We start from the raw sequence: 19,458 nt of genomic DNA, 5'->3' as shown, positions 1-19,458 counted from the left end.
AATTTACCTTTTTTCTAGCAGTACCACATTTTCTACGTGATGCGTCTGCGGAAACATATCTACAGGTTGTACTCTCGTTACTTTGTAGATTTCATCTAGTAACGCAAGATCACGTGCTTGTGTTGCACTGTTGCAACTTACGTAAACTACTTTTTGTGGCGCAATGTTTAAGATTTGTTTAACCACATCTGCATGCATCCCATCTCTTGGAGGATCTGTAATAATCACATCTGGAATTCCGTGGGTAGTAATGAATTGGTCATTAAAGACTTTTTTCATGTCCCCTACAAAGAACTCAACATTCTCAATCTGGTTGCGTTCTGCATTTTCCTTAGCAGCTTCTATCGCATCAGGTACAGACTCTACGCCAATGACTTTCTTTGCTTTTTTTGCCACAAATTGGGCGATGGTTCCAGTACCTGTATATAAATCATATACGAGTTCGTCTCCCGTTAATCCTGCAAAATCTCTAGTGATTTTGTACAATTCGTAGGCTTGTGCAGAATTTGTTTGGTAAAAAGATTTGGCATTAATCTTAAATTGTAAGCCTTCCATCTCTTCAAAAATATGATCTCTGCCATGATAGCAAATCACTTCCTGATCATAGATGGTGTCATTCCCTTTGGAATTAATTACATATAGTAATGAAGTAATTTCTGGGAATTCATCTTTTAAATAATCGAGTAGGAGGGTGCGCTTGGCTACATCTTCTTTAAAAAATTGAACCAACACCATTAATTCCCCGGTAGAAGACGTACGGATCATAAGGGTACGCAACAACCCTTCTTGGTTTCGGGCATTATAAAATGCCATGTCGTTTTGTGTCGCAAAGGCTTTAATTCCGTTGCGTATAGCATTGCTTGGATCTTGTTGAAGGTGACATTTTTCAATATCTAGTATTTTATCCCACATGCCTGCGATATGAAATCCTAGAGCATTTCGGTCTTCGATAACTTCATCGCTTCTTATTTGCTCTAGCGTAAGCCATTTGCTATCAGAAAACCCAAATTCCATTTTATTGCGGTAAAAATATTGGGAAGCACTTCCTGCAATAGGTGTAATTTCAGGTAGTTCTATTTTTCCGATACGCGTCAGATGATTAACAACTTCTTGTTGTTTGTATTCTAGTTGGTATGTGTAGTCCATGTGTTGCCACTTGCAACCGCCGCACACTTCAAAATGTTGGCATTGGGGCTGGGTACGCTTTCGCGAAAGCGTATGCACATGTATCGCCGTTCCTTCGTAATACGACTTACGTTTTTTGGTGGTCTGTACATCGACTACATCACCGGGTACGGCATTATTGATAAAAACGACTTTTCCGTCGGGAGCGTGAGCGATTGCTTTTCCTTTGGCACCTGCATCGGTGACTTCAAGTTCTGTAAAAACTTTGCGGTTTTGTTTTCTTCTAGACATCACGCAAAAATAATAATAGCAATACTATTTCTTACCTTACTATGAAAATAACTTCGTTTTAAAATGAACCTATTTCAAAATTGATCGTCTACATTATAGAAAGCGATATGAAACGATCTAAAAAAATGGAAGATTCCTGGCTGGTAACTCAGTATTGTAATGGTCATCAAAAAGCCATGGCAGTACTCGTAAAAAGGTGGCACCTTCGGTTTTGCAAGCAAGCGTATACATATACTTATGATGCTGACATTGCAAAAGATATCGCCCAAGATACTTGGGTGACTATATTAAAGAACATCCATAGCATAGAGCAACCAGATAAGTTTGGCGCTTGGGGACTCACGATTGTGACTAAAAAATCAATCGATTGGTACCGAAAAAGCAAACGAGTTCAAGAAAAGCAACAGGAAATCCTTTCAGAAAAAGAGACCTTCAATATTGAGGAGATGGATGTTTCAGGAAATCAATTAGAAAAAGAAAAATTGAAAAGAGCCATCGCATCGCTTTCTAAAGAACAACAAAGCGTACTAACCTTATTTTATGTAGAATCGTATGGAATCTCAGAAATAAGTGAGATTTTGAAAATTTCAAAGGGTACTGTAAAATCAAGACTGTATTACGCAAGAGAAAAATTAAAAACAATACGTAAATAGTAGAAATTATGAGAAAAGAATTTGAAGAAGTAGACTTGTTAATAAAAGAAGCATTAACAGAAGAAGAGGCTAAGTTTTATGATGCATTAGATGAACAAAATTTGCTTCAGATGTTTGGGGGAATCTTTGATGGGAAAAACAAATGGATAGTTGTCATGATGAATATTGTGAATGTCACTGTACTTGGACTTTTTGTGTACTGTATTGTGCAATTTTTCAGTACAGAGGTGACCAATGAGCTTATCAAATGGTCTGTTGCAGGTGTGATTTGTATTCTCATCTTATCAATGCTCAAACTATACATGTGGATGCAAATGGATAAAAACAGCATCATTAGGGAGTTAAAACGGTTAGAATTACAAGTTTCTGTCATGTCTTCAAAAGTGTCAGAATGATTTTTTCTCGACATTTAATTTTAGTAACTTGCAATCTCTAGGGATGATTTCTCTCCCCCGCTGAATTTTCGAGCTTTCGAAAGGATAAAGGTACAGTAGGAATTGCATTTTATTAAATTTATTAAACTTTTTAGATTATGGCGACTGTTGATCAACTGACATCAAAAGAAGCAATTGCATTAGAAGACAAGTATGGAGCGCACAATTACCATCCATTACCTGTTGTATTGAGTAGAGGAGAAGGCGTATATGTTTGGGATGCAGAAGGGAAAAAATATTTTGATTTTTTATCTGCATATTCTGCAGTAAATCAAGGACACTGTCATCCTCGCATCGTAAACGCAATGACAGCGCAAGCAAAAACATTGACACTTACTTCACGTGCATTTTATAACGATACCTTAGGTCCTTATGAAAAATATGTCACTGAGTACTTTGGATTTGATAAAGTACTTCCTATGAATACGGGAGCAGAGGCTGTTGAAACGGCTATTAAGCTTGCGCGAAAGTGGGCGTATGAGAAAAAAGGTGTTGCTGAACATGAAGCTCAAATTATTGTATGTGATAACAACTTTCATGGCCGTACTACGACCATTATCTCATTTTCTAATGATGAAGGTGCGCGTAAAAACTTTGGACCTTATACCCCAGGATTTATTAAAATCGCTTACAATGATGTAGATGCTTTAGAAGAAGCATTAAAATCAAGTAAGAATATCGCTGGTTTTCTAGTAGAACCTATACAAGGAGAAGCAGGGGTTTATACACCAGATGATGATTATATGCGTAAGGCAAAAGCATTATGTAATGCACATGATGTTTTGTTTATAGCCGATGAGATTCAAACAGGAATTGCACGTACAGGTGCCTTACTAGCGGTATGTGGTAACTGTACCTGTGAAGGGCATTGTGAGCAACAACAAACCTACGCACGACCTGATGTATTGATTTTAGGAAAAGCCCTTTCTGGAGGTGCTTACCCAGTATCTGCAGTGCTGGCAGATAACGCCATTATGGAGGTGATAAAACCTGGACAACACGGAAGTACTTTTGGAGGTAACCCCATCGCAGGTGCTGTCGCTACTGAAGCATTAGAAGTCGTAAGAGATGAACATCTCGCTCAGAATGCTAGAAAGCTAGGAAATCTCTTCAGAAAGAAAATGAATGAGTACATTGCTGGTAGTACGATCGTCAATCTTGTGCGAGGGAGAGGATTACTGAATGCAATTCTTATCAATGATACAGAAGATAGCTCTACCGCATGGGATATTTGTATCGCATTACGTGATAATGGATTATTAGCAAAACCTACGCATGGAAATATTATTCGTTTTGCGCCACCACTGGTAATGAATGAAAAAGAATTACTAGAATGTGTGGCTATTATTACAAAAACACTTAAAGCATTTGAGAAGTAGTGAGCTGATATAGCTTGCTTTTTTTAATACCAAATAACCGCCTTAGCTATATTAGTTTTAGGTGGTTTTCTTTTTTTATACTGTATATTTTATATGGGTGATTTCTATGTTAAATTTTAGAATGTATGAATATACGCTTTCGCGAAAGCGTATAAATTAAGGAGCTAGGTAGGTAAACGGAGCATACGGGATATTACGCAAAATCCAGTATAGGAAAACAATAATAAGAACTCCGTATGTGAAATAGGATTTATGGCCCAAATTATAATAATAGTTTGGGGCATATTTTTTTGTGAAAATCGCATACGCCTTTGAAATCAGGAGAATGGCAAGGATCACAATGACAATATTATGTTGTAGCGCTTTACCTAAACGAAGGTGTAATAAATCATGCGTTGCTCGCTGACTTCCACAACCTGGGCAGTGTAGTCCTGTGGCTAGATGAAAGAAACATCTTGGAAAAAAACCTTCGCCTTTTGCTGCTTCAGGGTCGTTATAATAATAATATTTAGCTACAAAAAATATAGGTATTACCATAAGGAAATACCCATATTTTACATATCTGTATTTTGTTGTAATCTTAATAACTGTAACTGCTAGCTCCAGAACCTAGAGCAGCAAAAAGTGCTGCGCCATAAATTAACATCGTAAGCCCGATAAGTACAAAACCACCTATAAGCCCAATAAGTCCCCAAAGCTTTGCATTTTTAGAATCGCTTATAGCGCCTTCATAATTTCCGCCTTCCCATTTTGCATTTACCTGGGCTGCATATATAATACTGACCACTCCTGTGATGTTACAGCATAAAAATGTAGTAACAATAGCTAGAATAAGGTAATTGTTTGGTCTCTCTGGTATAGTAGCAGAGGTTGTTGGTTGGTTTTCCATGGTTGTTTTTGTGTTAGTGATAAAAAAATCCTAATTTAAAGTAATATTTTGACTCTAAAAAGGATAGTAAGAAAAAAGCGCCCTAAAGGCGCTTTTTGTATGTGTGGCTACATTTGATATTACATACCTAATTGTTCTTGCATTTGCCTAGATTGTTCCATGATTTCGTCCCATCCTACAGTTGCAATGCGATAAACTGTCCAGATTAAATAAAGAATATTAATTATGAGAGCTACTAATGCAAGAATTTTTGCTGTTTTTATTTGACTATGATTATCATATTGGTCTGGATTTTCAAGTCCCATTTTTTCAGACTTATTAGCCAAGAAGTATGCAATTCCAGCTGGTATGAATCCTATACCTCCAATACAACAACATAGCAATGATACAATACTTAATATAATTGCTAGTACTCCGTTAGGTAATTTTTGTTGTTCCATAATTAGTGTTTAGTTAGTTTATTAGTTTAAAATTTTGATCAAATAACTTACAATGATCGTTGAGACTGTCAATATAGCTAAAAAAATAATAGTTTTATTAGCGTATTTTATAGTTATAAATTGATTGACAAGTAAAAAACCCAGTAAAGCTATCAAAGGATAGATTCCTGGGTACATATAAAATGCGTCTATAAATTCACCTTTAAGGAGTAATGCTGCAGATCGTTGTATCCCACAGCCCATACATTCAAATCCTAAATATTTTTTATTTAGACAAGGAAGCATGTATTCCTCCATAAGGAATAGGTTATCTGTTAGTAATACTTATTTTACGGGACTTTTTCAAGCCTACTTCAGTCATAAAAGAGACTACGTATACGCCAGTGCTTAAGTTGCGTGTAGAGAATGTATAAATATCTTTATTTCCTAAATCTTCACCTGCTAAAACCTCTTTTCCAGTCATGTCATAGAGCATCACATTTGTGATCTCAATGCCATTAGGATTTCTAATTTCTAATTGTCCTGCATTGTTATTCTGAAAGATACTATACGATTCTAAAATACTTTCTGGGATCGTTACACTTAATGATTCTTCTTCTTCCCATGTGGTGTCTTCCTCCCATTCTGTTTCTTCTTCAGTAGTTTCTTCTTCCTCGGTGGTTTCTTCTTCCTCTTCTTCCTCTTCTTCGGAGGTACCTTCTTCTATTTCTCTTGTGAAGCGGATTTCAAATCTTTTTGGATATTCTCCAGCGGGTAACAAGATAATGACACTTTCATTTTGAATATCATGATAGATTTCTGTAGTTGTGTCAAATAAATAAACACCTTCGTAGTTAAAATTTTTGATTTCTCTTGCTCTGAACTGGAATTCAGAAGTTGTGGCAGCTTTTATGGATAATGTCAATGCCTGATACTCGTCGTTTGGCACTGCATTAATGACATACTCATCTTTTTCGTTTATAGAAAAGGTAACGTCATTACTTTGTGTTCCCGCACCTTTTGCATCCATTGCAGGATCGTAGCCTCTGGTTGCATGATCAAGAATTCCCACACCAAGTTCACGCCCGTAGGTGTCATTAATGTTAACTCCTATTTTAAATTGAGAAAAGGAAGTAAAGTTAGTAATGTCTTCATAGTACGTGCCGACTCCCATAGCTTCTACAGGCTCATCTTCTTCATTATTTCTAAAGTCAGAATTGTTTCCTTCTTTTACAAATATTCTCATGTCATTTGTAAAAGTAAATGTGTCGTTACCAGGTGCTTGTGTGTCAGATCCTATGACCATAAATCCTTGGCCTATGGGAGAGAATCTTCTTTCTAAAGTTGCATCACCGTTTCCAATGGGACCCCCTATCTGATTTCCAGCTTCATCATACATAAAGTATTGAGCAGCAACATACATGCCGTCTGAGGCTAATAGTCCCATAGGAGAGTAGACACCATACCCCGCTTGATATTCTTCTATAAAATGTGTTTGAGCCGTTGGGTCACTTTCCCAAAAATAGGCCGTACCGTCTGTGATATCAGAACCTGTAAAGCTTACTGTTTCTCCGTTAGGAAGCGTCGTGTTAAAGGTTCCAGAATTAGAATTCAGTAATAAAAAATAGTTTAAATCTAATGCTGATGGATATGGATTTCCAGTTATCGTTTGTGTATCTGGAAGTACTGTTGCAGTAATAGTACCACTATTAGGTCTTCCTCTAAAGTCAATACGCTGTCCAAGACCATCACCTGCAACACCTAAGTTATTTGGGATTCCATCTCCTGCATCGGTAAGATCAGTTCCTGAGACGCCTTTCATGGTAAAGCCTAATCCGGCGGGTAAAGTTCCTGTATCTTGTACAGGAATAAAATCTGCGGTAGCATTTCCTGCTTCATATCCATAGATCCAAAAAGAAGAAATACTTAAAAAATTAGGAAAAGTAGAGCCGTTAAGTCCTGGAGTATTTAGTGCTGGATTACTATTTGTTTCTGCATCCAAAGGTCCCGCACCATCAGGATCTGCTGGGACAAAAAATACACGTTGTGGAACAGATACAGCACTGGTGGTTCCAGGATCTCTAAACGCAAAAATACCATTTCCAGGAGCCCTAGTAGTACCATCGTTGTTTACTGGAACTCCTACAGGCGAAGCCCATAAATTATAGTCATATTGATTGGTAGTCCCTTCTTGGTATAGTGATATGATTCCTGAACCTTTGTTAAGTTCATCAGATCCTGTAGCGGTACCTTGTAATAACTGCGCCTGATTACGTAATAGGATACTTGGAATATTTACATTATTTATACTGGTTACACTGTTTGTTTCAAGCTCTACGTCTTTATCAACATAAATATACGTGTCATTTACGTATATAAATGATGCATCAGTGGTTGTAGGTGCTACAAACAACTGTGCATTAGCTGTAACACTAAGGGCAGTTAGCATTACAAGAAGTAGGTATTTCATAACTATTTAGTTTAAAACTCTTTCAGTCAAAACTAACTTTTATTTACGTGAAAACCACATTAGAGATCAGGTTTTCGATAGTTTGTTTACTTTTGTCGTTTAAAAACACAATCTTGAGTAAAAAATTCACAATTGGACAATCCATTCAGGTACTAGACGATGATTTGGAAGGAGTTGTCGTTGCGATTGATATGCCATATATTACTATAGAAACTCGGGATGGTTTTGTTATCCGCTTTCGCGAAAGCGAAATTATTCCATCGATAAGCCATACGATTAAAGAACAACTTATCAATGTGTCACGAGAGAAAGGGCTTGAGAAAGAACCTGAGATAAAACGACAAAGGAATCGTGTGAAGCCAAAAGAGCGCAATCTTCCTCTCATGGAAGTAGATCTGCATATTGACAAATTGGTGAAGTCATACAAGCATATGACCAATTATGATATCCTCACCTTACAAATTGATACCGCAGAGCGACAATTGAATTTTGCAATCTCAAAACGCATTCCTAAAATGGTCTTTATACACGGAGTAGGTGAGGGAGTCCTCAAAGAAGAATTGTACTATCTACTCAATAAATATGATGGTATTAAGTTTTATAGCGCCGATTATCAACGATATGGGGCAGGTGCCACCGAAGTGTATATCTACCAAAACGCACAGCGTAACTAGTCTAAAAATCGGGTGTTATTGTAAATGTGGCGTCTGGAGTTCCTTCAAAAGTCCCAAAAGGAACCGTACGTATATCGCGTATCACCTCTTCACCATTTTGATTGCGAAAATCTAAATTTTGAGTATTTATAATGATAATAATATCGTTAAAAGAATAGGTGTGTAATCTATATGCTTCGGTATTTACAGATGTGGTGACCATAGGATTAAGATAGTCATCTAAGATCTCATTATCAGGATCTGAGTTGTCATTACTTGGGTCTAAATCCATATTAGCATCTTCATTAATAGTGAGTACACCATCATTATCATCATCGTTATCTAAGTAATCAAAAATTCCGTCGCCGTCTGTATCACGAGTTAATTCTGTATTGATGGTACCATCACTATTCAAAACGACGCCTTCTTGTCCCGTGGGTACATTATCCCCATCATCATCAAAATCGATAATATTAGGAAGTGAGTCCCCATCAGTATCTAATAAGCCCGTTGGATCTTCTATATCTGAAGCGATTCCGTCACTATCTGCAAAAACACCTTCTGTAATGATGGTAATATCTCCAGAGGTACTTACAAATTCCTCAACAACAATAGGAGTCGCAGGAGGAATAGGGTTACAGAAATAATCACTTGTAGGAGCAGCATCAAACCTCCTGTAGGTAATATTATCATTTCCGTTGAGTTCTATTTCAAGGGTTCTAGAGGCTTCTTCGCCATTACCTGCTCCAAAAATATCATTACCGGTTGTAAATGCTAATGCGATGGTCTCATTATTTGCGGGGTTGATTTTAAAAAACACAAATTGTGCTTCAAAGTCACTACAACGTTCTAGGGTTTGCTCTTCAAAATCAAAAGAAGTGACTATAATATCACCATCATCACAGGAGGCAAAACAAGTAATGGCTATAACCGCAAATAAAAGTTTTTTCATGAAAATGATTTTTAAATAAAAATAGTATAATGAACGACCAAAGTAATGACAAAAATTATTTTATTTCCTTTACATTTGCTTTTTAACAAAACTACAACGTTTGATGAATTCTATTTATTTTGATAACGCTGCTACAACGCAAATGCGTAAAGAAGTAGTAGATCGTATGACAGAAGTGATGCGAGACGTTCCAGGAAACCCTTCTTCCACTCATGTTTTTGGCCGCACGGCTAAAAGCCAAATAGAAAATGCGCGTAAACGTATCGCACAACTTTTTAATGTAACCGCAGGAGAAATTGTATTTACTTCTGGAGGTACAGAGGCAGATAATCTTGTGATTAATAGTGTTGTACGTGATCTTGGTGTAAGGCGTATTATCACATCTCGCATAGAGCATCATGCCGTGCTTCATGCCGCCGAAGAAGTATCAACCTGCCATAAGATTGATTTACAGTATGTGAATTTAAAAGAATGTGGTACACCTGATGAAACGCATCTTGAAGAATTACTAAAAGCAAGTGATGCAAAAACGTTGGTGAGTTTGATGCATGTCAATAATGAAATAGGGAATATGATCGATATCAAGGCCATCGCAACGCTTTGTAAGTCTTATGATGCCTTGGTTCATTCTGATATGGTACAGAGTGTTGGGCATTATGAAGTAGATTTACAAGAAATTCCCGTTGATTTTATTGCGGCGGCAGCTCATAAATTTCACGGACCAAAAGGCGTAGGATTTGCTTTTGTGCGTAAAAATAGTGGCTTAAAACCCCTTATTTTTGGAGGCTCTCAAGAACGAGGCTTACGCGCAGGAACCGAAGCCGTACATAATATTGTAGGTTTGGAAGAAGCCTTACGGATATCCTACGAAAATTTAGAAAAAGAAAGTACCTATGTAAAAGGGCTTAAAACCTATTTCGCCGAAAGGCTACAAAAAGAAATTCCTGCAGTAAAACTAAACGGGAATTGTAGCGATCCAGAAAAAAGTACCTACACACTCCTTAATGTATGCCTGCCCATCGCGGAAGAAAAAGCAGTGTTACTTCTTTTTCAATTAGACATGAAAGGGATTGCCTGCTCTAAAGGAAGTGCCTGCCAGAGTGGCGCCATGGGCGGATCTCACGTCCTCAGGGAAGTGTTAAATGACGAAGATTTTAAGAAACCTAGCTTACGATTTTCATTCTCCATCTACAACACCAAAGAAGAAGTGGATTACGTGGTAGGGGTTCTTAAAGAGTACATCGAAAGTGAAAATATCTTGGCGTAGTTGAGTTTTCTTTTTACGCTTTCGCGAAAATAGCTAATGCATCATGCAAAAAGTAGTCATCCGTTTAGCCAACGTAGCCGATGCTGCTCATATTTCTTATGTAGGGAAAATTACTTTTTCAGAAACCTTTGGACATCTTTTTAGAGCGGAAGACGACTTACGTCACTATTTAAAAACTACGTTTTCTGTTTCTAAAATAACGGCTAGTTTACATAAATCATCTAATGTGTTCTGGGTGGCTTTTGTAGATGAAAACCCCATAGGATACGCAAAACTTAAATTAGATTCCCCTACAGAGTTTGTAGATGCCACATCGATTTGCCAGCTTCAGAAGATATATGTTTTAAAAGCGTTTTTGTCCTTGAAAATAGGATATGAATTACAATCTAGATTACTTACAAAAGCAAAAGAGCTGTCTTATGAATATATTTGGCTTTCCGTACTAAATAGTAACGAAAGAGCGATTCAGTTCTATCAAAAGAATAAATTTGAGATCATAGGAAATCATGACTTTACGATAGGGCAGGAGCACTTTGATTTCTTCGCGATGGGGAAGTGTTTAAACGAAATAACTAGCTAGACAAAGAACGAGACTTGTTAGTCATTACAACTTCATACTCACCCTCACATTAAAGACTCTTGGAGTTAAGAAATTAGGCACCGCAAATTGTTGTCCTGAATTGGCATCACGAACAAAGGTATTGGTGATGGAATTCAGTTTATCAAAGATGTTATAGATTTCAAAACCAGCTGTCAGTTCCTTAAATGGATGTAACCAGTGGCCTTTATCAAATTTCTTTTTATCATCTGCAAACACATAGGAAAGCCCTAAATCGGCTCTAAAGAAATCACGTAATCTTGGAAGATCTTCAAAATCATACGGATCTACATTGCTAGGTGTTCCGCCTGGAAGTCCTGTTTGATAGACCATATTTAGATACACTCTCGCACTTGGAATGGTAGGAATATAGTCTTGAAACAAAAATGCTGCTTTAAAACGTTGATCCGTAGGTCTGGCAATAAATCCTCTGTTGTCCTGGTTTTCTTCAGCGCGTAAAAAACCAACACTTATCCAGCTATCGGTACCTGGGACAAACTCACCGTTAAGACGGGATTCGAATCCATAAATACGAGCGGTTGCATTATTATTGGCGCGGTATCGAATCCGTACATTTTCTAATGTAAAGGTATTGACATTGGTGAGGTCTTTATAAAATAGTTCATTCACCAATTTGAATTTTCCACCCCACATATTAAAACTCCAATCGTGGCCTACTACGGCATGAATTGATTTTTGTGCTTTTACCTCTGGTACGACTTCTCCCGTAGCATTACGCAATTCCCTGTATAATGGGGGTTGTTGATAAACCCCTCCCGAGAGTCTAAACACCATATCGTCATTCCAATCGGGCTTAATGCTAAACTGTGCTCTTGGGCTAAAAACAGCTTGAGAAGAACTCTCTAGATTTTGCCCACTTACCGTCCATTGATGCGCTCTAACACCTACATTAAAAGAAACTTCATTGTCTCCCCAATCAGTACGCTTGGTATATTGCGCATATCCAGAGACACGGTCTATTTGCACATCATTTCGTGCACGTACACTTGTAAAAGGTTCAATAGGTCCGTCAAATGGGTTATAGGGTTGATCATTGGCAAAGTCAGGAAGAAACGGACGTACCGAAAAACCTGCCGAGTCTATAATCTCAAATTCTCGTAATTGATCTCTGATGTCTTCATGGGTATATTTAATTCCCCAATCTATCTGATCTTCGTCTTTTGTATATGTTCCTTTGTGTTCTAAATTGACAAATAAGGCGTCTAGCAGGTTACGTGCACTTCGCAATTGCCCTCCAGCGGCTTGTGTAAATTCGACCTCTCCCAAATCTTCACTTCCAATATTATTATCTGGCACCCCTAATCGATATTGGGCTAGGATATCAAAAAATTCCTGCTCCTGACTATGATAGATAGAACCAATAAGTTTTAGGGTTAAATTTTCATTGACTGTTTGAGTGGCTTTTAAAGCGCCAAAGTAGGTTTCGTATTTATCTTCTTCCTGTCCGTCAAATAAGATTAGGAGTGAAATTGGATCGGCCAATGTTCCAAAATTAGTCTGACGGTTTAAAGGCTCAAAATCATAATCGTTAATCGCAATATTTCCTAAGAAGTCTAATTGGAATTTTTTTGAGAATTTATAAGTAATAAATGTTTGTGCATCGGCAAAAATAGGGTTGATGTTGCTTTCTGTTTGTCTAGAAGAGACCAGCAGACCATTATTACGATATCTTAATCCTGTAATGGCGGTAAGCCGTCCATCTTTAGAAACGCCCTCTACAGATGCAGTGGCGCCTAAAAGACTGGCGTTTACACTGGCACCAAAACCAGTAGGTCTTCTATAGGATATATCTAACACAGAAGCCAATTTATCTCCGTATTTTGCTTGAAAGCCACCAGCACTAAAAGAAACACTTTGGGTTAAATCGCTATTTACAAAACTAAATCCTTCTTGTTGTCCGGAACGGATTAAGAAAGGACGGTATACTTCAATCTCATTGACATACACAAGGTTATCATCAAAGTTTCCTCCTCGTACATTATAATTGGTACTCAATTCATTATTATTATTAACCCCAGGTAGCGATTTCAGTAAATTTTCTACCCCAGGAATAGCCCCAGGTACTTTACGGATTGCTTCGGCAGAAATAGTGACTACACCTTCTTCACGCTCTCGCCTTCTATTGGAAGTGATGACCACCGTAGCGATTTGAGTCACATCTTTTTTGAACACAGGATTGTATTCTATATCCGCATTAGGAGATAGGTTGAAAGTTTGTGTGATATTTTGAAAACCAACATACGAGAACGTAAGTGTTATATCTTGGTTTGCGGGAATTTCAATCATAAAGAAACCATTATCGTTGGTCACTTTTCCATTTGTGGTATATGAAATATTAGCTCCAGGAACAGGGGTTTGATTTTCATCTAAAACAATACCTCTTATCGTTGCTGTTTGACTAAATGCAGTAAAGCAAAAGAGGAAGGTAAGTACAGGTAGGAAGTATCTTTTTTTCAAGAGATTATTTTTTTCTAAAAAATGTTGTCTCAAATGTAGCACTATTTCCTACATTATCCGTGACGATTAGTTTTAAGTTGTTTTCTGTATCAGTAACGATAGTATCGTTAAAATCGTGTATCAATGTCTTTGTTTTATAATCATATTCCATGAGAATAAATTTGCCATTGACGGTAGCACGATAACTTTTGATACCACTATGAACATCTTCTATTTTAAATTTCAGATAGCGATACTTAGACATCCATTTTCCTTTGGTGACATTTTTAGGGGTAATTACTGGAGGTGTTTTATCTATTCCTATAGTATATGTGCCAAAAGTTCTAGTTGCTGTCGTAAGCGTATTATCTTTAATTCGCGTGCTACTATAATAAATATCATCCCCCTTACGATTCAATCTTCCTAAGTATAATTTTTCTCTATCTTCTAGATTATACGCTGATAAATCATAGGTAATCGTAGCGTTTTTATGGAGTGGAGTGTCTTCTTGATGAAAATCAAGAGTATCAGAACTCACCCTAAGATTTAAGAAAGTATCATCGTATAAAGCCCCTTTAGGAATATATACGGTAAATTTCCCTTCTGCATGAGAGAATGGTTGATCTGCATAGGCATAATGATCGGTGACGTTGATTTCTTTTGGTTTGACAAGGGTATCTACTTTTCCCACGATAGGAATATTGATTCGGGTTTCATTGCCTGCATAGTCTTTCACTCTAATAGTGTATTGATACGAAAGGCTATCCTGTATAGATAACATCCCATTGTCTACGTGTTTTTCGTAGATACTCAACGGATTGTTTTTTTCTATAAATAATTTCTGAACTCTATTTTTCTTTTTGATAAAACGTCCATAATCAATCATCCTGTTGAGGTATCGAGTCTCGGCAAAAGAAAACTTATCCATCGTAAGTAAGAAGTTTTCTTCTCCATTTAGGGTCGTTTGTATCTGATAAATCCCATTTTTATTGTTAGCACCATTTTGCTGATCGATGGTGCTGATCCCAAAACCTATTTTTCCCTGAGCGTTTATTTTTCCGGTGACGAAGCTACTATCTTTTTGCATTGTTACTCTAAGTTCTACCGGTTTTTGAGAACGATTGATATAGGAGTTTTCATCTAGCGGATATACAAATACATTACTAACCTTTGGAGGTTTAGTGTCGGCTACGTCTATCCCAAATAAGAACGGATTCATCGGTCTTGCATTGGCATCTCGAATCTCATAATGAAGATGAGGACCGCCGCTACCTCCCGTATTACCACTATAAGCAATCAAATCACCTTGCGATACTGGAATGGTTCCCGACCTAGGGTAGACTTCTATTTCAAACTGCTCTTTTTTGTACTGCTTGTCTTTTATATAGGCTTCTATTTCAGGGCTAAATTTCTTGAGATGTGCATACACAGTACTATATCCATTAGGATGTTGGATATAGATGGCTTTTCCATATCCGTAATGTGATATTTTGATGCGACTCACAAAACCTTCCGCCGAAGCATATACTTTAAACCCTTCCTTTCGTTGGGTTTTGATATCCAATCCGCTGTGAAAATGATTACTGCGCAACTCTCCAAAAGTTCCTGCCATCACAAGCGGAATATCTAATGGATTGGTAAAGTAATCCTTTGGAATGTCTGTTTGTGAAAAACAAAAAACGGTTGAAAAAATAGATAAAATGTATGCTGCTATTCCCCTTTTAATCATAGATTGCTAATGTATATAAACCTTTTTTAAATTAAAACAGCGAATTACGTCTTTTAGTATGGGGGTAAACGCTTTCGTACTTCGGCTACGCTCAGCATAAACTTCTGCGTCACGTTGTTCCTTGAAAGTATAAAAAAGGAAACATTTATTTTTAACGAAAGTCACTCCATTGATCACACCTGAATTACACCTAGATTAAACGGTTTTTCGATAGGTGCATGATCGGCAGCTTCAATTCCCATAGAAATCCATGTACGTGTATCTCTCGGGTCGATGACCGCATCGGTCCAAATACGAGAGGCTGCATAATACGGGGAGATTTGCTCATCATAGCGTGCTTTGATACGATCGTATAATTCTTTCTCTACTTCAGGAGTAATTTCTTTTCCTTGCTTTTTAAGCGATGCCGTTTCGATTTGCAATAACACTTTTGCTGCAGAATTTCCGCTCATTACGGCAAGATTAGCACTTGGCCATGCCACAATCAGTCGTGGATCATATGCCTTTCCGCACATCGCGTAATTTCCAGCACCATAGGAGTTACCAATGATGATGGTGAATTTTGGAACCACACTATTGGAAACCGCATTCACCATTTTGGCACCATCTTTAATGATTCCGCCATGCTCACTTTTACTTCCCACCATAAATCCAGTCACATCTTGTACAAATACTAACGGAATTTTCTTTTGATTACAATTAGCAATAAAACGCGTGGCTTTATCGGCGCTATCCGAATAGATCACCCCACCAAATTGCATTTCGCCTTTTTTGGTTTTTACCAATTTCCGCTGATTAGCCACAATGCCCACAGCCCAACCGTCTATACGGGCATATCCAGTGAGGATACTTTGTCCGTACCCTTCTTTATATTCATCAAATTCAGAATCATCTACAATCCGCTTTATGATTTCGCGCATGTCATATTGATCGGCTCTGGATGCGGGAAGAATTCCAAACATATCCTCAGGATTTTCTTTGGGTAATGCTGCTTCCTTACGATTGTAGCCTGCTTTGGTATAATCGCCTATTTTATCCATTAGTTTTTTAATGGTATCCAAGGCATCTTTATCATCTTTTGCTTTGTAATCGGTCACGCCGCTTATTTCACAATGTGTTGTTGCTCCTCCCAGTGTTTCGTTATCAATACTCTCACCAATAGCCGCTTTTACCAGATAACTACCCGCTAAGAAAATACTTCCCGTTTTATCGACAATGAGTGCTTCGTCACTCATAATAGGTAAATAGGCTCCTCCCGCCACACAACTTCCCATGACTGCAGAAATTTGAGTAATCCCCATACTGCTCATAACGGCATTGTTTCGAAAAATACGTCCGAAGTGCTCCTTATCAGGAAAAATCTCATCCTGCATAGGAAGATATACCCCAGCACTATCAACGAGATAGATGATTGGTAGTTTATTTTCCATAGCGATTTCTTGAGCCCGTAAGTTTTTCTTTCCCGTAATCGGGAACCACGCGCCTGCTTTTACCGTGGCGTCATTGGCCACAATGATACATTGTTTCCCAGATACATACCCTATTTTAATGACAACACCACCACTTGGGCATCCGCCATGCTCTTTATACATCCCTTCACCTGCAAAAGCCCCTATTTCTATACATTTCTTGGGATCATCTACCAAGTAATCAATGCGCTCGCGCGCGGTGAGTTTTCCTTTAGCATGATGTTTTTCAATCCGTTTTTCACCACCGCCTAATTTTACTTTGGCAAGTTTTCTTTTTAAATCAGAAAGTAAAAGTTTATTGTGATCTTCGTTTTTATTGAATTTTAAATCCATAGTACAGAAATAAGCTATTTTAAAGTCTTGGTATATTAAAAATTAGATTTCAAAAAGGACACCGTCTCATTGAATCTTCGAATTTACGAAAATCGTATAGTTTCCCTTCGTTCCATTTATCAAATTTAGCCGATATTTGTATTTCGATCATTTGTTATGTAGATTGTCTCAGAAATTACTTAAAATCCTACACTATATCGTGGTAATTCATGAGGTATACTAAAAGAATACGTTGCTATCAAAGCATGTTGCGAAAGTTTTGAATCACGATGATCACGTAAAATAAAGATATGGGAATGAATAAGAATACAGTGCTCGGATGGGCTACTTTTATTATGATTATTGTTGGATTAGCGCTTATAGCATTAGGAGCTTTCCGATATGATGATGTTGCTGGTTGGGGCTTTGCCTCCGTAGGAATTGGCTTTTTTGCCATTGCTTGGGTCTTTAACGCCCTAAAAGGAAGAGTTTAAGCTTTTGAACTATGTTTCTCCATGCATTTCAGTCTCACGTAAAACAACACTTTCCTTTTCTTACAGAAAACACTCGGCTATTAGCGACTGTAAGCGGAGGCATTGATAGTATTGTCTTAGTACATCTATGTGTTGCTACAGGATTGGATATTGGGATAGGGCATTGTAATTTTAAATTACGCGGTGAAGAGAGTGATGCCGATGCTCTTTTTGTAAAAGAACTGGCTTCAAAGTTCGAAATTCCTTTTCACGAAACTTCTTTTGATACCTACGCTTACGCGAAAAAACATACGCTCTCTACACAAATGGCAGCCCGTGATTTGCGATATGCATGGTTTAAAGAGGTTGTTGCTTCCGAAGCATACGACTATATACTAACAGCACATCACCGCAATGATTCTGTGGAGACGTTTTTGATCAATGCCACACGGGGTACCGGCATCGAGGGACTGACGGGTATCCCTGCTGTTTCAGGACAGGTGTTGAGGTTACTGTTGCCTTTTTCGCGAAAGCAAATTCATCAATATGCTACTGAGAATACCATTACTTGGAGAGAAGATAGTAGCAATGCCTCTGATGCGTATGTGCGTAATGCCATGCGACATCACGTGCTACCTGCACTGGAAATAATTCGTCCTGATGCTACAGATCGTATAGAAGATACGATGACACACCTACAACAATCGGTAGCCTTATTGGAAACCTACACAAAGGAATTAAAAGAACGTTACTTTTATCCTTTAAATAGTTTGACGGGACCAAGTGCTATTTGTTTAGATATTTCAAAACTGAAACAACATCCAAATCCCAAAGAAGTATTGTATGTTTTATACAAAGACTATGGATTTACGAGTTGGATTGATATATATCAATTAGTAGAGGCGCAATCTGGAAAACAGTTATTTTCGGGGACGCATCGCTTATTAAAAGACAGAACAAGCTTACAATTGTATGAGCATCGTAAAGAAGAGCGTAATAAAACGACTTCTTTTGAGATTTTAAATAGCGAAGGTATTTTCCAGGGCGAATATGGAAAAATTGAAATCAAAATTCAAGAGGAAGCTATACCAACAACACCCAACCAAATCAGTGTTGATAGGGAAGCATTACATTTTCCGTTAATCATTAGACACTGGGAAGCAGGGGATTATTTTTATCCTACAGGGATGGAAGGTAAAAAGAAAGTTAACAAATATTTTAAAGATGAAAAGCTATCTTTGGTAGCCAAAGAAAATACCTGGTTGCTATGCGATCAAAAAGGAATCATCTGGATACTCGGGCATAGAGCAGATAGACGCTATAGCGCACACGAACACACAAAAAAACGATTAAAAATCACCTATTCAATATGATGCGTAAAACGCTTACATTCCTCGGAATATTCATCTTTACGACCACACTTTCTGTAGCACAAAGTTTAGGAGGAGGACAAGCCTTTGGAGAAGGTCAAAAATTTGATCCTGTTAAATGGTCTGGTGAGATAGAAAAGAAATCTGAGACTGAGTATATATTACATTACGATGTAGAAATTGAGAAAGATTGGCATGTCTATAGTCAGTTTACACCAGAAAATGGTCCCAACCCATTGCAATTTGAGTATTTGCCAGAGAATGATGCTACCTACACACTAGATGGACCCGCTTCAGAAAGTCCAACACATCGAGAATACAGTGATATTTTTGAAGTAGATGAGGTTTTCTGGAAAGATACAGGTAGATTATCTCAAAAGATTATTCTTAAAGATCCAAAAACGCCTTTTGTAAAAGTGATTATAAAACACCAAACGTGTAAAGAGGTGTGTATCAATCAGGAGTTTTATGTTGTACTTGATCTCATAAAAAATGAAGTGAAAGTATTCACTAAATAT

At 37.6% G+C, this 19,458-nt stretch carries 18 protein-coding genes; 8 read left to right on the top strand and 10 right to left on the bottom strand.

The window, feature by feature from the left end; genetic code table 11:
• Positions 1–3: 3 nt before the first annotated feature.
• Positions 4–1,416 (bottom strand): 23S rRNA (uracil(1939)-C(5))-methyltransferase RlmD, encoded by a 1,413-nt coding sequence (gene rlmD, locus ACFO3O_RS17275; protein WP_379981117.1) that lies wholly within the window; start codon positions 1,414–1,416, stop codon positions 4–6.
• A 107-nt stretch (positions 1,417–1,523) separates the two neighbouring features.
• Here rlmD and ACFO3O_RS17270 point away from each other — a divergent pair, with 107 nt between their 5' ends.
• The 3 genes from ACFO3O_RS17270 to rocD all read left to right on the top strand — a co-directional run bounded on the left by ACFO3O_RS17270 (position 1,524) and on the right by rocD (position 3,882).
• Positions 1,524–2,069 carry an RNA polymerase sigma factor gene (locus ACFO3O_RS17270; RefSeq protein ID WP_379981115.1) on the top strand — a complete coding sequence of 182 codons (546 nt, stop codon included), beginning with the start codon at positions 1,524–1,526 and terminating at the stop codon, positions 2,067–2,069.
• 8 nt (positions 2,070–2,077) lie between these two features.
• Positions 2,078–2,464, top strand: a complete 387-nt coding sequence (locus ACFO3O_RS17265) for a DUF6768 family protein (RefSeq protein WP_379981113.1) — start codon at positions 2,078–2,080, stop codon at positions 2,462–2,464.
• 137 nt (positions 2,465–2,601) lie between these two features.
• Positions 2,602–3,882, top strand: coding sequence for an ornithine--oxo-acid transaminase (rocD, locus tag ACFO3O_RS17260; RefSeq protein ID WP_379981111.1), 1,281 nt, complete (start codon positions 2,602–2,604; stop codon positions 3,880–3,882).
• 156 nt (positions 3,883–4,038) lie between these two features.
• On the opposite strand, the gene ACFO3O_RS17255 is transcribed toward rocD, so the two are convergent.
• The 5 genes from ACFO3O_RS17255 to ACFO3O_RS17235 all read right to left on the bottom strand — a co-directional run bounded on the left by ACFO3O_RS17255 (position 4,039) and on the right by ACFO3O_RS17235 (position 7,660).
• Positions 4,039–4,419: a DUF2752 domain-containing protein gene (locus ACFO3O_RS17255; protein ID WP_379981109.1), complete on the bottom strand. Its 381-nt coding sequence runs from the start codon at positions 4,417–4,419 to the stop codon at positions 4,039–4,041.
• Between the two features lie 43 nt (positions 4,420–4,462).
• Positions 4,463–4,771: a CD225/dispanin family protein gene (locus tag ACFO3O_RS17250; RefSeq protein WP_379981107.1), complete on the bottom strand. Its 309-nt coding sequence runs from the start codon at positions 4,769–4,771 to the stop codon at positions 4,463–4,465.
• A gap of 119 nt (positions 4,772–4,890) precedes the next feature.
• The gene (locus tag ACFO3O_RS17245) at positions 4,891–5,211 is read right to left on the bottom strand and encodes a CCC motif membrane protein (protein ID WP_379981105.1); all 321 of its coding nucleotides are present in this window, start codon (positions 5,209–5,211) and stop codon (positions 4,891–4,893) included.
• 21 nt (positions 5,212–5,232) lie between these two features.
• Positions 5,233–5,508, bottom strand: a complete 276-nt coding sequence (locus tag ACFO3O_RS17240; RefSeq protein ID WP_379981103.1) for a DUF2752 domain-containing protein — start codon at positions 5,506–5,508, stop codon at positions 5,233–5,235.
• A 10-nt stretch (positions 5,509–5,518) separates the two neighbouring features.
• A complete protein-coding gene (locus ACFO3O_RS17235) occupies positions 5,519–7,660 on the bottom strand; it encodes a T9SS type A sorting domain-containing protein (protein ID WP_379981101.1) in 2,142 nt (713 codons plus the stop codon).
• 113 nt (positions 7,661–7,773) lie between these two features.
• Here ACFO3O_RS17235 and ACFO3O_RS17230 point away from each other — a divergent pair, with 113 nt between their 5' ends.
• Positions 7,774–8,334 (top strand): Smr/MutS family protein, encoded by a 561-nt coding sequence (locus tag ACFO3O_RS17230; RefSeq protein ID WP_379981099.1) that lies wholly within the window; start codon positions 7,774–7,776, stop codon positions 8,332–8,334.
• 1 nt (position 8,335) lies between these two features.
• On the opposite strand, the gene ACFO3O_RS17225 is transcribed toward ACFO3O_RS17230, so the two are convergent.
• The gene (locus tag ACFO3O_RS17225; RefSeq protein WP_379981097.1) at positions 8,336–9,265 is read right to left on the bottom strand and encodes a hypothetical protein; all 930 of its coding nucleotides are present in this window, start codon (positions 9,263–9,265) and stop codon (positions 8,336–8,338) included.
• A 103-nt stretch (positions 9,266–9,368) separates the two neighbouring features.
• Here ACFO3O_RS17225 and ACFO3O_RS17220 point away from each other — a divergent pair, with 103 nt between their 5' ends.
• Positions 9,369–10,532 carry a cysteine desulfurase family protein gene (locus ACFO3O_RS17220; RefSeq protein WP_379981145.1) on the top strand — a complete coding sequence of 388 codons (1,164 nt, stop codon included), beginning with the start codon at positions 9,369–9,371 and terminating at the stop codon, positions 10,530–10,532.
• Positions 10,533–10,575: 43 nt separating this feature from the next.
• Positions 10,576–11,112 carry a GNAT family N-acetyltransferase gene (locus tag ACFO3O_RS17215; RefSeq protein WP_379981095.1) on the top strand — a complete coding sequence of 179 codons (537 nt, stop codon included), beginning with the start codon at positions 10,576–10,578 and terminating at the stop codon, positions 11,110–11,112.
• Between the two features lie 24 nt (positions 11,113–11,136).
• Here the strand turns inward: ACFO3O_RS17215 and ACFO3O_RS17210 are convergent, their stop codons facing one another.
• The 3 genes from ACFO3O_RS17210 to ACFO3O_RS17200 form a co-directional block, all read right to left on the bottom strand.
• Positions 11,137–13,608 (bottom strand): carboxypeptidase-like regulatory domain-containing protein, encoded by a 2,472-nt coding sequence (locus ACFO3O_RS17210; protein ID WP_379981093.1) that lies wholly within the window; start codon positions 13,606–13,608, stop codon positions 11,137–11,139.
• A 4-nt stretch (positions 13,609–13,612) separates the two neighbouring features.
• Complete coding sequence (locus ACFO3O_RS17205) at positions 13,613–15,316, bottom strand: M23 family metallopeptidase (RefSeq protein ID WP_379981091.1); 1,704 nt, start codon at positions 15,314–15,316, stop codon at positions 13,613–13,615.
• 173 nt (positions 15,317–15,489) lie between these two features.
• A complete protein-coding gene (locus ACFO3O_RS17200) occupies positions 15,490–17,118 on the bottom strand; it encodes an acyl-CoA carboxylase subunit beta (RefSeq protein ID WP_379981089.1) in 1,629 nt (542 codons plus the stop codon).
• A 290-nt stretch (positions 17,119–17,408) separates the two neighbouring features.
• Between ACFO3O_RS17200 and ACFO3O_RS17195 the strand changes: the two genes are divergently transcribed.
• Together ACFO3O_RS17195 and tilS are read left to right on the top strand one after the other, a co-directional pair.
• A complete protein-coding gene (locus ACFO3O_RS17195) occupies positions 17,409–17,591 on the top strand; it encodes a CAL67264 family membrane protein (protein WP_379981087.1) in 183 nt (60 codons plus the stop codon).
• Positions 17,592–17,602: 11 nt separating this feature from the next.
• Complete coding sequence (gene tilS, locus ACFO3O_RS17190; protein ID WP_379981085.1) at positions 17,603–18,943, top strand: tRNA lysidine(34) synthetase TilS; 1,341 nt, start codon at positions 17,603–17,605, stop codon at positions 18,941–18,943.
• Positions 18,944–19,458 lie beyond the last annotated feature (515 nt).

It is taken from the genome of Dokdonia ponticola, assembly GCF_042653865.1.
Lineage (GTDB): Bacteria > Bacteroidota > Bacteroidia > Flavobacteriales > Flavobacteriaceae > Dokdonia > Dokdonia ponticola.
This window is presented reverse-complemented; position numbering and strand designations above follow the sequence as displayed.

Bases quoted from the DNA above. Each gene is read 5' to 3' on its own strand.
- ACFO3O_RS17270 (WP_379981115.1), top strand. From the start codon at position 1,524: ATGAAACGATCTAAAAAAATGGAAGATTCCTGGCTGGTAACTCAGTAT.
- ACFO3O_RS17205 (WP_379981091.1), bottom strand. From the start codon at position 15,316: ATGATTAAAAGGGGAATAGCAGCATACATTTTATCTATTTTTTCAACC.
- ACFO3O_RS17215 (WP_379981095.1), top strand. From the start codon at position 10,576: ATGCAAAAAGTAGTCATCCGTTTAGCCAACGTAGCCGATGCTGCTCAT.
- ACFO3O_RS17245 (WP_379981105.1), bottom strand. From the start codon at position 5,211: ATGGAACAACAAAAATTACCTAACGGAGTACTAGCAATTATATTAAGT.
- ACFO3O_RS17250 (WP_379981107.1), bottom strand. From the start codon at position 4,771: ATGGAAAACCAACCAACAACCTCTGCTACTATACCAGAGAGACCAAAC.
- ACFO3O_RS17200 (WP_379981089.1), bottom strand. From the start codon at position 17,118: ATGGATTTAAAATTCAATAAAAACGAAGATCACAATAAACTTTTACTT.
- ACFO3O_RS17255 (WP_379981109.1), bottom strand. From the start codon at position 4,419: ATGGTAATACCTATATTTTTTGTAGCTAAATATTATTATTATAACGAC.
- ACFO3O_RS17220 (WP_379981145.1), top strand. From the start codon at position 9,369: ATGAATTCTATTTATTTTGATAACGCTGCTACAACGCAAATGCGTAAA.
- ACFO3O_RS17235 (WP_379981101.1), bottom strand. From the start codon at position 7,660: ATGAAATACCTACTTCTTGTAATGCTAACTGCCCTTAGTGTTACAGCT.
- tilS (WP_379981085.1), top strand. From the start codon at position 17,603: ATGTTTCTCCATGCATTTCAGTCTCACGTAAAACAACACTTTCCTTTT.
- rlmD (WP_379981117.1), bottom strand. From the start codon at position 1,416: ATGTCTAGAAGAAAACAAAACCGCAAAGTTTTTACAGAACTTGAAGTC.
- ACFO3O_RS17225 (WP_379981097.1), bottom strand. From the start codon at position 9,265: ATGAAAAAACTTTTATTTGCGGTTATAGCCATTACTTGTTTTGCCTCC.
- ACFO3O_RS17195 (WP_379981087.1), top strand. From the start codon at position 17,409: ATGGGAATGAATAAGAATACAGTGCTCGGATGGGCTACTTTTATTATG.
- ACFO3O_RS17240 (WP_379981103.1), bottom strand. From the start codon at position 5,508: ATGGAGGAATACATGCTTCCTTGTCTAAATAAAAAATATTTAGGATTT.
- rocD (WP_379981111.1), top strand. From the start codon at position 2,602: ATGGCGACTGTTGATCAACTGACATCAAAAGAAGCAATTGCATTAGAA.
- ACFO3O_RS17265 (WP_379981113.1), top strand. From the start codon at position 2,078: ATGAGAAAAGAATTTGAAGAAGTAGACTTGTTAATAAAAGAAGCATTA.